The organism is Pseudomonas sp. GW821-FHT10C09, from assembly GCF_059415465.1.
In genome coordinates this window covers 17,403-36,659 of sequence record NZ_JBWKNG010000033.1, presented here as the reverse complement: position 1 = coordinate 36,659, position 19,257 = coordinate 17,403, and the positions used below count along the sequence as shown (strand labels likewise).

Annotated in this window: 7 protein-coding genes; 2 read left to right on the top strand and 5 right to left on the bottom strand. The window is 57.7% G+C overall.

Annotated elements, in window-relative coordinates; translation table 11 throughout:
- Positions 1-35 precede the first annotated feature (35 nt).
- The 5 genes from AC07N8_RS26815 to gliR form a co-directional block, all read right to left on the bottom strand.
- Positions 36-2,879: an RHS repeat domain-containing protein gene (locus tag AC07N8_RS26815; protein WP_493146664.1), complete on the bottom strand. Its 2,844-nt coding sequence runs from the start codon at positions 2,877-2,879 to the stop codon at positions 36-38.
- Positions 2,876-7,516: a SpvB/TcaC N-terminal domain-containing protein gene (locus AC07N8_RS26810; protein ID WP_493146662.1), complete on the bottom strand. Its 4,641-nt coding sequence runs from the start codon at positions 7,514-7,516 to the stop codon at positions 2,876-2,878. The genes AC07N8_RS26815 and AC07N8_RS26810 overlap by 4 nt, the downstream gene beginning before the upstream one ends.
- Positions 7,405-11,241: a Tc toxin subunit A-related protein gene (locus tag AC07N8_RS26805; protein WP_493146660.1), complete on the bottom strand. Its 3,837-nt coding sequence runs from the start codon at positions 11,239-11,241 to the stop codon at positions 7,405-7,407. The genes AC07N8_RS26810 and AC07N8_RS26805 overlap by 112 nt, the downstream gene beginning before the upstream one ends.
- A gap of 26 nt (positions 11,242-11,267) precedes the next feature.
- The gene (locus AC07N8_RS26800) at positions 11,268-14,645 is read right to left on the bottom strand and encodes a Tc toxin subunit A (RefSeq protein WP_493146658.1); all 3,378 of its coding nucleotides are present in this window, start codon (positions 14,643-14,645) and stop codon (positions 11,268-11,270) included.
- A 176-nt stretch (positions 14,646-14,821) separates the two neighbouring features.
- Complete coding sequence (gene gliR, locus AC07N8_RS26795) at positions 14,822-15,850, bottom strand: AraC family transcriptional regulator GliR (RefSeq protein ID WP_483844022.1); 1,029 nt, start codon at positions 15,848-15,850, stop codon at positions 14,822-14,824.
- A 210-nt stretch (positions 15,851-16,060) separates the two neighbouring features.
- Here gliR and AC07N8_RS26790 point away from each other — a divergent pair, with 210 nt between their 5' ends.
- Together AC07N8_RS26790 and AC07N8_RS26785 are read left to right on the top strand one after the other, a co-directional pair.
- A complete protein-coding gene (locus tag AC07N8_RS26790) occupies positions 16,061-17,656 on the top strand; it encodes an FAD-binding oxidoreductase (protein WP_483844023.1) in 1,596 nt (531 codons plus the stop codon).
- Positions 17,657-17,661: 5 nt separating this feature from the next.
- Positions 17,662-19,257, top strand: coding sequence for a glycerol-3-phosphate dehydrogenase/oxidase (locus AC07N8_RS26785; protein ID WP_493146656.1), 1,596 nt, complete (start codon positions 17,662-17,664; stop codon positions 19,255-19,257).

Genomic DNA, 19,257 nt, shown 5'->3' with positions numbered 1-19,257 from the left:
ACTGTTTATTTCTTGACAGGCCTCGCTGGTCAACTTCAAACAAAAAATCTGCCTTGCGATTTGTTGTGTTCATTAAGTTTGAACAGCAACTCCCTTCCCCTTTGTATCGTTGCTCGTGTGGAGTTCACATCACGTTGCATAGAGGCGCGGCTTATGAGGTTTGAGCTTTCTACACCCATATGATCGGCCATGCGATCAGTGGTTTGACCCAGTCTGCCTTTCACACCCGCGGCATAAAACTCTTCCACTCCCAAATCGTCAAATGCTGCGTTGATGGCGTGAGTGTCGTGCTCCAGATGATTGTCGAGTTCTGCCAGGGCATTGTTCAAACGCTCGATTTTCTGTCCCGGCAGACCTTCGAGGGCATTGGTCGCCTGGGTTGACGATTCAAAGCTTCGAACCCACGGCCCTTGGACTTCAAGTACCGTTGACAGAATGAAGCCGGTTGCCATCACCGACAGGTTTTTCTGTCCCGTCTTGTTCCGTAGATTGAGGTCCTCTTTTTTTGCGTGCTCAGCCTTTGCTTTCAAGTTATAGAAAGCCGTCCGGCCGCTATATTCTATTTCGTCAGGCTTCAGTCGGCTGGTCTGGGGATACGTGGCGACGGGCAGATGGCGTGTTGCATTGAATTTGCTGGCAATCGTGTCAGTCGTTGAAGAAGTGGCGATTTTCGTCCCCAACATGCCAACCGGCCCGGTTGGTGCGGCCAACAGGCCGGCCCCCCACGACAGCATGAACCGCATTGCGGCATAGGCGTAACTCTGAAACATTCGTTTTACGATGTCTCTTTTTCTCATGCTGTTGTAGAGCTGATGGTTCAGCGTGCCAACCCTATTGTTCACTTCCTTCAAAATGCCGGGATAGGCACCTAATTCTTCCTTGATGGCAGCCTCGTCTTTTTGATTGCCGTGATGATCGACGTAGCGCACCGGGTTATTTCCGACCATGCAATACAGGTTCAGCCCGTCAACCGCCCCTGCCGGATCGGGGCTGATCCAGCGCTGTAACCACGGTGCGTAATATCGCTGGCCGTAGTAATACAATCCACTGGCATCACGTTCCTTGCCCGAGTAACGGACGGTTCTGTATTTCGCTTCCTGCACGTTACGAGCGGCTCTCCACGCCGTTCCACCAAAGGGGTAGTAACCTTCCTCACTGATCAGGCTGCCGTTGGCATCCAACTCCATTGTGTTGGACCCAAAGTGATTGTCGAAGCTGAAGCGCATCGCGTCATTGCTGATGCCGGAGGGTGTTCCCAGGCTCCAGTGCAAACACCGGACGTTGCAGTTTCCTGCCTGAACACTGATGACCTCGAGTTTTTCCGTCGTGCTTTCCCGGATTTCCAGACTGGGCAAATAGAGGACGTCGCGGGCCTGAGTGACGGCATGAGCCTTTTGGGTTTGCCGTTTGCGAACGCGCTGGCCGCTGCCATCGTAGAGGTAACTTTCCGTATCCGCTGCTTGTCCTGCGCGCTCCACCAAGGTCACGCTTTGCAATTGGTTGCGCGCGTTCCATAGCAGCGGTTGCCCGTTTTGCAGGGCTTGCAGATTGCCGTTGGCATCGAAGCCGGTTGCAAAGTCGGGGGGCGAATCACCGGTTTTCCATGACAGCCCCCGATTACTGTCGGGGGCAATGCGCATCTCGCGGGTGTAGTTATTACCCTCGCGCTGATGCTGCAACCTGGTCAGGTTGCCACGTTGATCATAGGTATAACGCTGAGTGAAATTGAGCAGTCGGCTTTGGTCGGCCGGGCTGGATAGCCACTCGGGAAGCGCTGCATGGATGCTTGCTGTCTGTGTTTCCCGGCCCGTCGCCTTGATCAGCTGATACAGGCTGTCGTAGGCGTAAGTGCTGCCAGGTTTTATGCATTGATTGGCGTTGTATTGTTCGGGTTTGCTGTGGTCTTCGACACTCAGCACATTGCCGACAGCGTCGTAGGCGTAGTGCAGTTTCTGAAGCACGCCGGGGTTGGTCGTTGTGCGCGAAAGGGTCCGCTGGCTCATACGACCATTTTCAGGTGCGAACACCGCCGCCTGGGTGATATTGCCTCCCAGCACCTGCGATTCAATCTGACCCTGCGCGTTGTAACTGACCTGATCGACTATCAGCTTCTGTTCGGTAGCGCCGTTGAGTTGCAGGGTGACTTTCTGCAACTGTCCGGCGACATCGAACCAGAAACGTTGCCTATGCCCTTTGGCGTCTTGTTGCTCAAGGGTTTCGCCGGTGGGTGCGTACCGCCAGGTGGTGGTATGGCCTGTACCGCTTTCGACAAGATCCTCGCGCTTATCGAGCTCTTCCGGCCAGTGCGCTGCCTGTAAATCTTTCAGAACATGTCGCGTTTGGCTGAGTGGCTTACCCGTCAGGTCATAGGCGGTGAACAGCAGTGTGCCTGCCGGATCATCATGCCGAATCAATCGACCACACTGGTTCATGCCGGCAGCTTCGTCCGAGGTAGCTGCGTAGGTGAAGCGCTCGATGGCCCGTCGGGCCTGTTGCTCGAATGCTTCGAAGATCACCCGTGGGCGTAACTGACTGTCATATTCCGTTTGCCAATGGCTGCCGCGTGAGTCCCACGTCTCCAGCGTCTGCCCTGCTTCTCCAAAGACCGTAAGACGCCACCCGGCGTCGAGACTGTCGGTAAAAACCTGGGCACCCGACAGGCTGGTGATGTGTGTTGAGTCCGCCACCTTCAGCTGTAGGTCATCGGCGTGCGAGTAACGCTCGACGGTCTGGTTGCCGATGTCGTAGCGGTAACGCGTCGTGCGGGCTTCAGGCTCCTTGATGGACTCGTTGCACAGGTAGCGGACTTCGCTGACCTGCAAGCCACGGCTGTCGACAACGTTCAGGGTCGGGGTATGACGATGAGTGTTGCTGCTCATTTCACACCTCCCGAGGCCGGGGTGTCGGGTTGTGTGTCGTTCTCGTCTTCGGTGATGGAATACCAGGGGTGAAAGGTGTGGCGACGCTCGTCACCCTTGGCATTGATAACGCGAATGAGTCGGCCCATCGGGTCATGGAAATACTGGTCGCACAGGCCCGATCGGCGCAGGGACACATCATTGATGTAGTGGTAACGGTCACTGAAAAAGGGCCGATACGTATGCGTCACCAGACCCTTGTTGTTGTATTCGTTACGCTCGCTGACACGCCAGCGCAGGCTGACTTCGTGTTCTTGCGGTTTGTCGTTCACCCACGTCAACGTTCCGTCAGCTTTGACTGCCAGGGCTGTTCCTTGGCCGACTTGCTGTTTGCTTTGCAACAACCGGCCGAAGCCGTCATGGCAAGTGACAACAACGCGAATCTGCGTGTTTTCACCATCGTTGGGGAATCGGTCTGCTTGCAGTTCGGCGCAGTAAACCGGTTCGCGCGGCGCGCTTTCAATCTTGGTTCGGAGCGCTTGTTCGTAGGTTGTTTTCTTGATATCGCGGCGGGCCAGGCGAGCGCGAGTGCTGGCGCGGATGTGTCCGTCGGGCAACACATCGCCCGAGGCGACCGCCTCTTTGCACAAATCCCGTTCAAGCGGTGTGGCCGGCACGATATGTCCCATCCAGCTGAATGCGTTATAGAACCAGGCGCTAGCGACTTGCTGCAGTGCCTGCTGCGGATTTTCGATTGCCAGGTCCGGTCGGCCTGCATAGCGAAGGGCATAGTTGGAGACTGGTTTGAACCCGATGTCCGCGTCGATACCGCTCTTGTAATGGCTGATGGCTTGAACGTGTCCAAAAGCGTCGTATGACGCTTCCTGGACAATGTTGTTGGCGTCGGTAATGCGGCAGGGCTGGAGCAGTCGGTAGTCAACGTTGGAGGCTGTGGTGGCGCAGCCGTCCGCCAGTTGCGTGCGGGCAGTCAGGCAGTAATAAGGATCATGGGTGAATGTTGTCGAGCCCTGTTGCGAGGTTTCTTTGAAGCTTGATGGTTTGAAAAAACCATCCTTGGTCTCGTAAGTGAAGAAATGGCGCCGTACTGACCACAAGCCGTGCTGTGTATCCCACGCTGTGTCCGCCGGTAAGGCGACGGGCATCTGTCTGTAGCCGTTCTCCTTGAGTCGTTGAGTCACATCAAAGGACGACGCGTCGGGTTGTCGCCGGAGTTTGTCGTAAGCCTTCAACGCCAACGGATTGAGTTCAGCCGTTTCCGTGTGATCGACCAATGCTTCAACACTGGCCTGTCCGTCCGCGAAGGTGCCGCTGGCGTCCGGTTTTCTGTAGCGCTGCACAGACAGGCTCGTCAAGACTTGTCCGGTTTTCCAGTGGTCTGACGTGCTCAGCGCAAGTAAGGTCTCGTGGTTGATGTCTGAGGGTGACAGGCCGCCAGCAGCAGGCGCCTTGGGCAATCTCAATGCATTGACGCGTTGCAGATAGGGCAGCCCCAGTCGTCTGGTTTGCGCTGTTCCTATATGAATGAATTGAGCTTTGTGTTCGCTCAGGTAGAAGTGCTGCTGGGTTTCGTCATGGGCATCGCCCCACCATTTTTTTCCCCACTTGTCGGTGAACGGCGGGGGGTCGGCAGCCGTTGTGCGTCGGGCATAACTGATCTCCACAGAGTGAGTCACGAAGCCATAGGTGTCCCATTTCAAATTGATCGAATGGGTGCAACGAGGATCTTGCGGGACACGCTCGTACTGGTAATTGATCGACTCCAGCAGGACGACGCGCAGGATCGAATGTGGGCTGTGTTTGCCCATGCCCCTGAGCTCGTTGACTTTGTAGCGATGCTGTTGCACCGAATACGGGAGTTTTGATTTGCCATCCTGCTCCTGGCCGTACACCTCGATCCGCAAGATGCGTCCGTTCAGCGCCCGGGCAATTTCGCGCTCGCGGGGTTTGGAATACGTCTTGGCCAGGGCGTGTCCCTCGCTTTGCGGGGTCCAGCTTGTTCCAAGGTTCTGCAGAGTTTTTTTAAGAAGAACCGCTTTTTCATCGCTGAAGTCACGGTCATGGAGGATCAGATCGACCGCGTTGCCGATGTGGAACCATGTCTTTGTAACTGTCGGTGCGCTCAGGCGCCTGTTTTCTGTGTCACCGCGACCAGTGGGGCTGTCGGACTGGACGAGCAGGCCGAAACCTCGGAACTCACGTTCCGCGCTGTCGTAGAAACCGCGTCGATACTTGAAATGACGGGTCAATCGATTGCCGGTGACTTCATCCTCCTGAGTCTGTTGCTTGACCAGAAAGAGAGGAAACGGCAGGTGTGGAGCCACCGGTTTATGGTTCTTGATCAGCTGTTTTTTTTCGTCCAGCCACTCTTGTGCCGAGCTGCGGTAGCGCAGGCTTGCGGCAGCGCCCATGTTGTTGTTGGTTGTCTGGAGCAAATAGGGTTTGGTGCTGACGAAATCATAACGCCAATGTCGCGGCGTTTTACCGGAGGGGCTGAACACCAGGCTGGAGCAGCCAAGCCCTTGCAGGTCTGTGACGTGCACCTGGCAAAAGCGGTCATGGCGAAACCCTTCGGGCCAGGGCAAATCGATCGCCGGGCCCAGGCCGTTGCCGCTACGGTTCATGAAAATGCGCGCGCACTTGGGCAGGAGATAAACAAGATCCGCGCTTCCCGAACCATCCAGATCGGCCAGCAACACACGGGAGGCTTCAAATTCCTCATAGGAAAAATCCAGAGTGGCAATTACCCGACCTTTTCCGAAGCGCCCCCGGCCCAGGTTGGGCCAGCATTTCACTTCGTTATGACGGATTCGAACAAGATGTTGTTGCCCACTGCCCAGCACATCGCTGAAGGCCACCAATTCGCTGCGTGAGTTGCCGGGCAGTGGCAGATCGTCCTCATCCGCCCTTCGTCCCACTTCGGTTGCGGTTGAAAAACGATTGCCATTGAGGTTGGCGTGCAGGCGAACACTACGGGGGCCGAGCATGATCAGGTCGCTGAGCCCGGCACCCATCAGGTTGGCCAGTTGCCCTTGAGGATGGAAGAACTCGGTCGGGACGGCCCCAAGCGGGGTGAAACCGGACCATTTCCCGTCGGGTTTCAACGTGAAGAATCCACTGAAGCCGGGCTGCGCCACAATCCAGTCGGGGCGACCGCTGGCGCTAAGATTACCGAGAAACTGGCGAGTCGACTTTCGGCTGTCGGTCAACGGTATCTGTGGCAGATCGTTCAACGCCTGGTAGGTGACCTGATCCCCTCCTGAGTCATCGCGCAATGGCTGGCTATAGCGCCAGCTTTTGTCGGTACGGTGCAGCACACCGGGCAGACCTTCCCCCAACAGATCGACGAATTGAAAATGCTGTTGATGGTTGAGCCTCGCCAACACCTCGAAAGGTTTGTAGCGATGAACGTCAGGTTCAAGGGCGAAGCTGGAGTAGGTGAATTCGAGGGGGGGAAGGTAACTGTCGGCGCTTTCGCCGTAGGCCTGGGTCATCGCTGCGCTCAGGCAGCTGTAGGACAAGGGGCTGGTCTGGTATTCGATTACAGTGCGGCGAACCAGCACCGGCATCGCTCCCATCGATGCCTCATCGGGAAAGTAATGAAACATGAGCAGCTGTTGGCACCGGCGTTGGGTGCGCAACTCGAACCCATAGGAAAAATCCGAAAACGGGTCGCTGCGTACGGGTGACAATTTTGTCGCCAGATACGCGGGTTTTTTATCCAGTGCGGGGCTGCGTTCGCCGTAGTCGAAATGCAACTCGAAATGCCAACGAACGTCTTTGAATCCGTCGGTTTTACACGAGTACAACTGTGAGTCGGCTTTGAAATTCCCATAGCGTACGCGGCAGGGATAACGCTGGGCCCGGCTGTCGACAGGGCCTGCCTGGGAGGCTGGATCCGCGTTGTACTCATAATTGATGTGCTCGCCTTGAGCATTCATGCTTTCTTCAAGCAACCACTCGGCTACGCGGGATTGTTCGTCGGGATCTGCTCGACGTGCCAATGGCGTTTTTCCAAACAGATGCTGGCTGCCGTCGGCGTTATGTATCAGCCAGAACCCGGGTTTGTCCTCGGCGCTGGACCAATGCTCGATCAGGTCAAACGCGGCTTCGATGCGCGGGCGATAGCACACGACCGTGTGTTCCACCTGCTGCTTACCGTCACTGCAGCGCTTTCGGGTGGAGACGATTGCGCCGGTTTCCCGGTTCCGCTCAGGCATCAGAACCTCACCACCAGGGCCGAGGAATACATCATCGTCGGTGTAGGCTGGAACCCCCAGGTGTGTACGTCGTGAGACTGTCGCCAAGGACAATTGCCAACCCAGGCCGAACACGCCGTTGCCTTGGCTGCTGTTGTAGTTCAAGGCAAGGCTCGGGGCATATCCGCGACCGGGAGATACAGGCAGTGGAATCTGACAGGAAGCACTACCGCTGGAGCCGATGGCACCCAGGCTGCCGCCGATGCCCTGAATCGCTCCCCCTCCCTTGGGCAGGACAGGTGAATGCACAGGAATAACGGCTTGTTTACTCATTGCGCACCCCCGCTGACTTTGGCGGTGTACTGCAGGTGCACGATGATATCGGTGAGTGATTCGAGCATGGCTTTCTGTGCCGCAGGGTTGGGGAATGACAGCTGCCATTTCGAAATCGCGCCGGTGTACTCAAACGGCAGGTAGCGTTCATCCTGAAAGTTCAGAGTGAACAGGCCGTTGTCGTCGATACCCGTCGACAGGGCAATGTGCTGATTGGCGCGCAGGCTGTTCATGACCGTCCTGCTACCGGGCATGACGACTTCACTGCTGGTCTGGGTCAGCGTGGCGCGGACATCTTCATAAGGCCCGAGGACTGCCGGCAGGGAAATACTGATGCTTTTGATCCTGCGCAAACAATGTCCTGGGTAATCGTTTTCAAAAAGCGCAGACGTCAATTCGAATTCGCACCTTCCAGTCTCTACAAGGGTGGACCTGATTCCTTTGGTGATGGATTTGTCAGTCGCGGTCGCATCGTCCCAGGGTTTGTTGAGGGCGGGGGCCGGCAGGTCCAGGGTGTTTTCCTTCGCATGAAGCAGGCGAAGTGACACGGTTTTGCGGATTTCCAGTTCGCGCTCGTTGCCCAGCAAATGGGCATTGTTCATCTTCACCAAACCCAGCTTCATGCGTTCGCCGGGGCCTAGACCTCGGTAAGTGCTGTTCCAGGTCAGGTTCTGGAAGAACGGTTGAGTGGTGCTGTCGGCCATCTCGTATCGCCAACTCCGCTCGGTGAATTGGCACAGCGAAAAGGTCGAGTCATACACCTGGTAGTAGAAGCTGGAGAGCTGATGGGTGAACCATTGGTAAAGTTGTGCGTTGGTAAAACGCTGGCTCAGAAAGGTGTAGCGGGTCCGGGCTTGATCCAAAGCGGTTTGAGTCTGTTTCAGCAGCAGTCTGGAGGCCGTCTCTCGTTCGGCTTCCAGCGCCAACTGAGCATCAATCTGGGCAATTTCGAGCGTTGCCTGGTCGTGGGCGAGCGTCCAGTCCTGATGCCTGCGTCGATACTGTGCGGCACGTTCCAGGGCTTCGCCGGCGCCATAGGCCGCGGTTGTCAGCCCTTGAGCCATTGCCATCGACGCGAAGGGGCCGCCCTCCAGGCGGGCGCCGCCGTCTGAGGTGCCAAAGATATTGGGGACGACCTTCAACCCCTGGCCCATGGCATGAGCCGCATGGGCGCTTGCTTCAGCGATACGTCCCTCCAGATGAAAAGCGGCAGCGGTCACCTCCTCCAGGTTGACGACTTCGTTAACCCGCTGACTGTAATAATCGCGGCGGCATTCGACGATCGCTTTGCTGGCCAGTAACGCTTCCCGGTTTTTCTGGTCGATGTTCAGGGTCTGGGTCTGCAGGTCTACCGCAACGCTGGCGATGTCCCAGACATGTTGCTGCGAAAGCTCCTGATAGCTGGCCTGTTCGCTGCGCTCGATGAACGACATCAGCGTCGCGCCGAACTGAATCACCGTGTCTACCGCAATCATGGCGTGGGCATGCAGAGCATTAAAACGGTAAGGCGGAATCTCTGCGCCCAGGCGTTGGGCCAGGCCGGGCTCCGCAGCCCGTTGTGGATTGGCACCGAGCCGGTTGTCTATCGCGGCCGGGGTGGCGAAGAGTGCAAGTTGCAAGGGGCGGCCGACGATGTCGAGGTTATGCCTGAGGTTGTGCAGACGACTTTCGAGTTTCTCCCAGCGTGGCAACAGCACGGGATTGAAGGGTAAGCGCGAATGCGGCGTGTCGATCAGGCTCGTGAAGTGTGAATGGACATAAGGGCGGACACACACCTCTGGCGCCAGTACAGGGGCGCTGGTCATCAGCTGGTGTGTATCGTCTCTGACTACTTTTACCTCGCATTCACGCAGTTTTTTATCATGTTCCTCACTGAATGTTTTTAACGTCAGGGCCGCCCATAAATCGGTTTGCCTGAGATCCGGCCTGGGCCCCAACAAGCGCTGGGCGCGCAGGTACCAGAGCTTCGCATCGGTCAGGCTGTCGGGGCTCAACTCGCGATAAGCGGCATCGCCGCGATTGACCAGAATGTCGATGTAGAGCACGTACAAGGCTTTGCGAAAGTGCACCGGATGACTCAGTGCAATCTGGTGCGGATCCTTTGGCCCCTGGAGGGCATAACTGGGCTGCCCCGGCTTTGGAGGGCCGGAGATCAGTGGCACCGCGTTCCAGTAATCCGGGTTGCCGCCGCTGGCTGCTTTTCGGGCGGGGTTGAATAGATAAAGCAGCCAACGTTCGGCTTCGCTGAATTGACGCTCCTGGTTAAAACGGTGAGCCACCAGCCAGGGAAGGTACAGAAACAGTTCGACGAAGTAGCGACCGTAGGCGCCGTAGAAATCCAGTTGCTCAGTTGGTTTGTCTGCCCCCAGTGGCGGCTCTTGCAAGTGCTGAGAGGACCAGCTCAGCAAGGTATCCATGCTGTCTTCTGCGCGTTCGATCAGGTGCCTGGCGAAAGTGATGTTCATTCGGATGGGATGGCGAGGCTGGCCATCCTGGCCATCCTGGCCATCGCTGTAGTTTATTGTTGATTCTTTAAAGTCGATGAAGTCGGTCCTGCCGATCTTGCTATCCAGATGGGTTTCGATACTGGGAGCTGTTGGCGGGTGTGGGTGATAGCTGAACTGAAGCATTTTTTTACTGGAAAATGGCCAGCAATCGAGAACAGCAATAAGGGACTTGTCTGTCGCGATATCCAACTCGGTACGAGCAGCCATTTTCGACGTGATCCGAGCGTCCTTGTCGATAGAAAACGACAGGCTGAAATTAACATGTGGAATCCCCTTGCCCGTGTCTTCAAACTCACCAATATGCAGGGCGACACACAACGATGAGGATGATTGGTCAAAGGTGGCAATGGTCCGTATGTCTCCCTTCAACGTTGTGAGGTTCATGCTTTTTAGAGTGTTGGATGAACAGTAACCCTGTGCGCAAGTCTGCTGCGGGCTCCAGCTCCCGTCGTATTTTTTGAAACACATGTTCAGACGAAACAGTGGATAGGAATTGTCGTGGTTATCCTCTTTGCTCGCCTGATCCTGACAGACACATTCAGCCCAGACCACATACAAGCGATTGTTGAACATGACCGGGCGAATGGTGTGTTCGATGGCACTTTCGGAGACTGGCAGATTGATGCGATGCCAGTCGGACCATGCCTGTGGTTCCGGTGCATCAAATTTGTCAGTCCGGGAGCCGGGCATGAAGGGACGACACGCCATGTCCAGCGAGCGCCAGTACCACGTGTTTGCCGCGCGGGATTTGGCAACAAAGTAATAGGTGCTGTTGGCGAAGTCGCTACCGTCGATGTAACCGTTTACGATCTCCAGATTGGCCACTTCCTCTAATCTGGTCAGATAGGCCAGTACCGCCGTTTGCACGGACTCCGCCGTGAGCTGATTGCGGTTGAGGTCGTTTTCCAGCTGCTCAAAACTAGCGGTCCTGCTGTTGCGAAGCGTTGGATCGAGGTAGGCAGCGGGGAAGTAGTGAAGACGTTGATTGGTGGCCCAGTCCTGGTAGTGATGCATGACGGTGCGCCAGGCTTCGACTTGATCCGAGGGAATACGGGCGGTGTGATATCCGGGCTCCATATTGGCCAGAATACTGTTGATGTATTGCTGCAGGCTGGCAATGGCGCAGGCGACCGGGCTGGTCGGCACGTCCTGGCTGACCAGAACGTCAAGCAGCCAATAGTGATAAAGGTCATCGGGCGTTTTGAGGTGCTCTGCCAGTTTCAGTGCCTTGAGCGTCTTGTCTTGCGGAGCAATCACCGACAGATAGAGCCCGAGCTGCGCATCACGAAGGCTTTCGTTGAGTTGTTTTTCAATAGCAATAGACATGTTCATTCCTTGAGCATGCAGGGGGATCAGTGGCTGGCCGCCATGACGGCCTCACCGACCGTTTTCCAGTGGTCGGGCGAACTCTTGTTGTCGAGGGTCGCGGCGCTGAGCAGGGCGGTTGCACTGAGTCCGGTGGCCTTGCAGGTTTGGTGGCAGCGCATGATCCAATCGATGTCCTTCATCGATTGGGCGTGCTTGAACATCAGTTTCGAGGTGAGCACGGTCACCTCAGCCGCTTCCCAATTCAACAATTGGGCCAGTCGGCCGTTGACGGCATGGCTCTCGCGACCGAAGAAGTTGGCGAACTCCAGATAGCTCAGCAGGCTTTCTTCCGTCTGCTGGTAAGTCTTCAGGCAATGGTTGAAGCGATCGAACAGGTACAGGCTTTTGAATGACAGCCTCAACTGTCCATCCGCTGTGTCCAGCCAACGGGCAGTGCTCAGGAGCGCACGCAGGGCCTTGTTGCTCAACTGCAACCGGACGGCAGTTTCGGTGTGACGCAGGAGCGGATGCAGTGTCTGCACCAAGGCATGTGAGTCCTTTGAATTCAGGACTTCGGTGAGAATCTGATGGACCGAGGTGTTGGCCCATAGCACCACATCCTTCGCACAATTCATGGGCAGCAGGAATGCTTCCTGTAGAAACGCTTCGATGAGGTGCAACTGCCGGTCATGCGCCAACAAGAGAAGGTTTTTCAGTTTTTGCCGGGCGTCATTTTTAAGCTTCAGGTCTTTTTCGGGATCGCCGTCCAGCTTGAATGTTTCGTCTTCGATGACGGTGTTCAGCACCGAGGTCAACTGTTGCACCACATCGTCCTGAATCGATGGGGCGAAGTTTTTCACTAAACCGTTGTCATCGAGCAGGGTGCCGGCCAGCTTCTCACGCCAGTTGACGTCGCCTGGCAATGCCAACGTTGCCAGTTCTTGTGCGGTAACCGCGCTATGACGCGTTTCGGCACCCAGTTTGATGAGGTGTTGCTGCAGCCCTCCCAACGGATAGTCATCGCGGCCTTGCAGTTCAAGTACGCGTTGCAGCATCGGAATGTCGTAGGCGGATTGTTTGATCCAGCAGGTTACCCAGTCCATTTGCATCAGGATGCCAAGAATGTTTTGTGCAGAATCTTCCTGGGGGGCTTCATTGACCAGGGTGATTTGATCTATATCGCCTGTGTGAGAGCCAATCGAGTCTATTTCCCTTGTGGAATGTATTGATTGCAACACCACGGCCGGATTTTGAAGGAGGGACAGTTCATCAAGGCTCCCGCCACTCCAGTGCATGGATAGTCCCTCTAGCGATGTAACGGTTGATGGCTGTGTGGTTGGGATCTGGGTGATGAAGATAAGCCGCGCAGGGTTTGCACCCGGTTGGGAGAATCGCAGAGCAATCCTTTTAGCGGCTGTCTGGTCAACGAACCATGACGAGTTGGTCTCCAGAGTCGATCCGGGAAGCAGGGGCGCCTTACCGGAGTTCCCCTGTGTCGAGAGCTGAAAAATGGCGACCAGTTCGAAATACTGCTCCCCCTTTTGGCCCCTGATTCGCAGTGTGCGTTTGCCCGTGTCGCCGGTTGCCAGGCACCTGGCAACATGTTCCCCCCCGAGCAGGTTCGCCAGTGTTGAACTTTCGGCGATCGAAAGGCCGAACATTCTCGCTACCCGGGCCTGTCGATAAATGGATGACAGGGTGGGCAAATCGCACTTGAGCGTTCCCTGGTATTTCAGTGTGTTCTTGACCACCTGCATCAGTGAGTCCTCGGTCAAAGGCAGGCCGAGGCTGATACTCAGGTGTTGGAGAGTAGTGTGGGAGGCAGGATTCGTATCATCCGCCACGAAGACGCGACCATCGAGCTTCAGCGCAGTTGCGAATACCCGGGTCTGATTGAATACCTTATCGAACAGCGACGTCTCATCGCCGGACGCAAAAGGTGAAACGTGATGCAGCAGCGCCGCGAACTCTTCAGCCGTGATGGAATACCGGCGACTCATATACCGATAAACGCCCAAGGCCTTGATGGCATAACTGTCCAGTAGCCGCTGGGCATTGAGCGACAGCTGTGATTCAAATGCGCTGCATATCAGGGTGTCCAGATCGGCAAACGGGATGCCGAGCCAGCGTTGGAGGCGGATCATTCGATGCAAGCGTTCAAGTCGGTCCTCGGTCGCGTTTGCGATTTCCCCGGTTTTTTTCTCGTTGTCCAGCGCCATGCTGTCATCGACCAAGCGAGGTCCGTTTACGTAACGGGCTCCAAAAGGATGGGAATGAGGTGCCGGCAACAGGTAATGAGGAGACAGGCATGGCGCGTATTTACCTTGCGCCAGCAATACTTCCAATTGTTCGGCTTTAAGTTCGGTCCGCTCCAGGAAGATGTTGATTTTCTTCAAATCGGAAATTGACGTGCCGCCGTAGATTTTTTCCCAATAGTGTTTTTTCCGTTTGTCCTGTTCCGTGCCCGGGAGGCGGGAGTACGCAAGGTTATTCAGAATCTTTGCAGCCCATGGCCGTTCTGTCAGCAATGCCTGCTGTTTGGGGCCAAGCCCGGACATCCGCCTCTGCGCTTGATCAGAACCCGCGTTCAACACCTTGCCGTACTGAGCGATGTCATGGGCCGTGAGAGGCAGGAATTCGCTCACGAGGTAACCCAGTTCTCCCAGCGTGGGCTTGTTACCAGTCAGTCCCAGCAGGCACTGGTGATGGTAAAACTCATAGGGGAGCGCAAAGGGATAATATTTTTGTGCGAGCACTTCATAAGTCGACTTACCCTCGTCTTCGGTGTTCTTCAGCGCGTTCTGAATATTGTTGTCCAGCGTCTCATTGACGATCCCGAGCATCGGTTGCGCAGTGAAGGTGCTTTGCTGATCAATCGACAGGGCGGCGAGATCCGGACGGCGTTTTTCCAATGTGATTCGATTGTCTTTTTCACCCGCTAACGACGAGACACTGGTTTCCAGTTGCAAGGCAAACCGGTACAGCGCTCTGAGGTAGGCAACCGGCGAGTCGATGGCAGCAATCGAATCGTTTTTGCACGCCTCGTCCCAATTCTCTTTGAACAGATGGGTGTAGGTGGGGCCTTGTTTCTCGATCGCACGAATGCCCAAGGGATGCCAATGATCCTGTGCCGTTTCGACCGAAGTTCGCTGTTCCCGATACAGATGACTGATCTGGGTGGCCAGGCATTTGACGTCGTCGTAGAGCTTTGCGGTGTCAATGCTGGTCGCTTGGTCTTTGACCGTGTTGTCAGCCTTGATAGCGTCATCGAATTGTTTTTTGAATTCGGTTTCGGTGAGGCAGGCGATATCGAACACCGAGGTGAATTTCAGTGTGTCTTTAAAGAACTTGACCAGTGCATCGTTGGTTTGCCCGGTGCCATAGGCCCTGACCAGAGAAGTCAGTAACGTGTTGTCGTCCATGCCGGTGAGTCTCCTTGGGTGGAGCTGACGACATTACGACGTGGCATGCAGGTGCGCTGTCAGCCTCGTCATTGACCGAGGACTGGATCTTTCACCGCAGGGACAGGGAAGAAGGACGGGAGTCTGTAGGAATTTGAAACACCGGCATGGCCGGAGCCCGATGCACCTCTGAACCTTCAGCTTTCGTCCTGCACCCGGTGAGTTTGGCGAAACTCGCCGGGCGGCATCCCGCGCCGACTCTTGAACGTACGGTGAAACGAGCGCGGTTCGGTGAAGCCCAGGTACTGGGCGATGTCCTGGATCGGCAAGGTGCTGTTGAGCAGGTAATGCTCGGCCAGTTCCTGGCGCAGGTCGTCGAGGATTTGCTGGTACGACGTGCCGGCCTGATGCAACTGGCGTTGTAGCGTGCGCACCGACACGGCGAGATGCTCGGCCACTTGCTCCTTGCGTGGCAGGCCTTCCTTGAGCAACTGGCGCAGGATGCTTTTGACCCGCTGCTCCAGCGAGGCGTCCTCCAGCGTCGCCATCAACCCCTGCGCATGTTCTTCGAGGGTGCGCAGCAATTGCGCATCGGCCTGGCGCAACGGCAACTGCAAATACGGCAACGGCACAATCAGCGCCGAATAAGGCTGGTCGAACAGCACCGGGCAATCGAAGAACTGCTCGTATTGCGCCTGCGTCGTGTCGGCCGGGCGTGGATGTTCCAGCCAGACGGCGGCCGGCGACATCTGTGTATCGGCGATCCAGCGCGCGTATTGCAGCCAGGAGCCGAGCACGTTTTCCACCAGGTGCCGGCGGATTCGCGGGCGTTGATAGCGGCAGGTCCAGATCAGGTGCACGTTGCTGTCCTGAACTTCTGCGCGGCTGACGCCCATGTCGCCCACCAGTTTCTCGAACGGCATGATGCGGCTCATGGCATCGCCCAGGGTCGCGCAGTTCATGGTGATGTAACCCAGCACGCTCCAGGAGTTGGGCAACACAAAATGCGCGGCATTGAGACCGAATAACGGATCGCCCGAGTGTTCGCAGAAATAATCGAGCAAGCGTTCATGGGCTTCACCCGGCAATCGCAGGCTGTTGTCACTCAACTGCTGCGCCTGCAACCCGGCCGCCGCCAACGCAGGCTCGATGGCCATGCCCAGCTGTTCGGCATGACGCAGGTATTTGAGCAGCGGCGGAACGGAAGTGAAGCCCAGGGATTGCATGATCGTATTCCTTTGATCAAGGCCCGCGTGCGCGGATGAATGCGCTGAAAGGTAATTTGAAACCACGGCTAAAGTAAATGGCTGGCATCTGTGCGACGTTTGACTCAATTGGCTACTCGAACTGGCCGGATGCGACCGTGACACTTTCGGGCAGCTGACTAGTATGGGGGCCTGAAATATCACCAATAAGAACCGCAAAAGGACACACGCATGCGACGCTGGAACGGCTGGGGAGATGCAACCACGGTGGTCGAACTGCCGGCCCAGGGCGCGAGTTTTCTCGCCCAGCGGCTGGGTGACGGTCGAGCGCTGCCCGATGCCTCGCTCGAGACGGCATTGGCCCGCGTGCCGGCCTCGCGGTTGCAGGAACACGCCTTGTACAGCGTGGTTGCGCAGGATCGTCTGCTGCATGCCCGGGGGCAGAGCCTGCCGGACTGGCTGGCGTTGCGCGAAGGCGCGCTGGGGAATTATCCCGACGCCGTGGCCTTTCCCGAGACGGCAGAACAGATCCGCCAATTGCTGGCGCTGGCTCATGAACAGGACTTGTGCCTGATTCCTTATGGCGGCGGCACTTCGGTGGCCGGGCACATCAATCCGCCGGATTCCGCGCGGCCCGTGGTCACGGTTTCCCTGGCCCGGATGAATCGTCTGCTGGACCTCGACGAACAAAGCCTGCTGGCCACTTTCGGCCCCGGCGCCAGTGGGCCGCAGGTGGAAAGCCAGTTGCGCGCCCGGGGCTATACGCTGGGGCATTTTCCGCAGTCGTGGGAGCTGTCGACCCTCGGTGGTTGGGTCGCCAGTCGCTCCAGTGGTCAGCAATCGTTGCGCTACGGGCGCATCGAGCAACTGTTTGCCGGCGGGACTCTGGAAACCTTTGCCGGGCCGTTGGAAATCCCCACGTTCCCGGCCTCGGCCGCCGGGCCCGACCTGCGCGAAGTGGTGTTGGGCTGCGAGGGCCGTTTCGGGATTATTTCCGAGGTCAAGGTTCGGGTCAGCGCATTGCCTGCCGATGAACGTTTCTACGGCGTGTTTCTGCCCAGTTGGACCCAGGCGCTGCAAGCCATCCGCCAGTTGGCCCAGGCGCGGGTGCCGCTGTCGATGCTGCGCTTGTCCAACGCGGTGGAAACCGAAACCCAGCTGGCGTTGGCCGGTCATCCGCAGCAGATCGCCTGGCTGGAAAAGTACCTGTCGCTGCGCGGTGCTGCTGAAGGCAAATGCCTGCTGACGTTCGGCGTGACTGGCAATCGCCGGCAAAATGCGCTGTCCCTGAGTCAGGCGCGGCAGCACCTCAAGGCGTTCGGCGGGGTGTTTACCGGCACCTTGCTCGGCAAGAAGTGGGCGCAGAACCGCTTCCGTTTTCCCTACCTGCGCGAGAACTTGTGGAACGCCGGTTATGTGGTCGACACCCTGGAAACGGCCACCGACTGGAGCAACGTCGATAACCTCCTGACCCTGATCGAAAACAGCCTGCGTGATGCCTTGGCGGCTGAGGGCGAGCGAGTGCACGTGTTCACTCACCTGTCCCACGTCTACGGCGAAGGCTCGAGCATCTACACCACTTATGTGTTTCGCCCGGCGGCGGACTATCCCGCCACGCTGGCTCGCTGGCAGGCACTCAAGCACGCGGCCAGCCAGACCATCGTCGATAACCACGGCACCATCAGTCATCAGCACGGCGTGGGCAAGGACCACGCGCCGTACCTGCTGCGCGAGAAGGGCGTGCTGGCGATGGACACCCTGCAGGCGCTGAGCCGGCATTTTGATCCGGCCGGGCGCCTCAACCCCGGCACGTTGTTGCCGGAGTGACGGCCGTGAGCCCGAACTGGAACGCCGCGTGGCGCCAGCAAGTGCTGCCGACGCTGGCGGAGGAAACCTGGGACCTGATCGTCATCGGCGGCGGCATCAGTGGCGCCGGTATCCTGCGCGAAGCCGCGCGCCGTGGCTGGCGTTGCCTGCTGCTGGAACAGCGCGATTTCGCCTGGGGCACCTCCAGTCGATCCTCGAAAATGGTCCATGGCGGCTTGCGGTACATCGCCAAGGGCCAGTGGCGCCTGACCCGCGACTCCGTCCGCGAACGCCAGCGCCTGCTCGACGAAGCGCCGGGGCTGGTGGAGCCGATGAGTTTCATGATGCCGCATTACCGTGGCGGCTTTCCCGGACCGCGAGTGCTGGGTGGTTTGTTATCCATCTACGACGCGCTGGCCGGACGGCGTAGCCATCGCTTCCATGACGCGCAACAACTGCGGTATCTGGCGCCGGGGGTGAGAGAACATGACCTGCTGGGCGGCACCTGTTTTGTCGATGCGCTGACCGACGATGCGCGTCTGGTGATGCGCGTATTGGGCGAGGCCCGGGCCGACGGCGCGGTGGTGCTCAACGGCGTGCGCGTGGAGCAATTGCTGCGTGAGGAGGGACGCGTTTGCGGGGTCCAGGTCGAAGACTGCGAAGGTGACGCGTCATTGCAATTGCGTTGTGGTGTGCTGGCCGTGGCCACCGGTGCCTGGGCCGAGCGTTTGCGCCTGCCCGATGCCCCGCGTCAGTTGCGCCCGTTGCGTGGCAGCCATTTGTTGCTGCCGGGCTGGCGCCTGCCGGTGGCGCAAGCCTTCACTTTCCTGCATGAGAGCGACCGTCGACCGGTGTTCGTTTTTCCTTGGGAGGGCGCGACGGTGGTAGGCACCACGGACCTCGATCATCAGGGCGATCTGGACCAGAGCGCGAGCATCAGCTTTGATGAACTCGACTATTTGCTGGCAGCCTGCACCCAACAATTTCCCCACGCCGAAGTAGTCGCTGACGACGTGCTGTCGACCTGGTCGGGAGTGCGCCCGGTGGTGGGCCATGCGGCGGGTGAACATCAAGGCAAACCGTCGAATGAAACCCGTGAGCATGTGCTGTGGCTGGAGCCGGGTTGCGTGACTCTGGCCGGCGGCAAACTGACCACCTTTCGCCCGCAGGCCATCGAAGTGCTCAAGGCCTGCGCGGCAATGCTCGAACGTCCCTTCAGTGATGACGCCGCGCCGGTGTTTGCCGTCGTGCCGCCGCTGACGATTCCAGGGCTCAGTGGCAACCAGTGGCGGCGCCTGGCCGGGCGACATGGCCGTGACCTGCCGAGGCTGGCGACACTGATCGCGGACCTGGGCCATGACAGCGTTGGCGCCACGAACACCTTGTGGGCGGAACTGGCCTTTGCCTGTGAGGCTGAGATGGTCCTGCACCTGGATGACTTGCTGTTGCGTCGCACCCGTCTGGGCCTGTTGCTGCCGCGTGGTGGCGAGGAATACTTTGCCGCCATCCGCCAACTCTGCCAGCCACGACTGGGCTGGGATGATGAGCGTTGGCAGCAGGAATTACAGCGTTACCGGGCGTTGTGGCAACGCCATCACGGTTTGCCGGATGCCGCGCCTTGA

Bases quoted from the DNA above. Each gene is read 5' to 3' on its own strand.
- AC07N8_RS26790 (WP_483844023.1), top strand. From the start codon at position 16,061: ATGCGACGCTGGAACGGCTGGGGAGATGCAACCACGGTGGTCGAACTG.
- AC07N8_RS26800 (WP_493146658.1), bottom strand. From the start codon at position 14,645: ATGGACGACAACACGTTACTGACTTCTCTGGTCAGGGCCTATGGCACC.
- gliR (WP_483844022.1), bottom strand. From the start codon at position 15,850: ATGCAATCCCTGGGCTTCACTTCCGTTCCGCCGCTGCTCAAATACCTG.
- AC07N8_RS26815 (WP_493146664.1), bottom strand. From the start codon at position 2,879: ATGAGCAGCAACACTCATCGTCATACCCCGACCCTGAACGTTGTCGAC.
- AC07N8_RS26805 (WP_493146660.1), bottom strand. From the start codon at position 11,241: ATGTCTATTGCTATTGAAAAACAACTCAACGAAAGCCTTCGTGATGCG.
- AC07N8_RS26810 (WP_493146662.1), bottom strand. From the start codon at position 7,516: ATGGCAGCTGTCATTCCCCAACCCTGCGGCACAGAAAGCCATGCTCGA.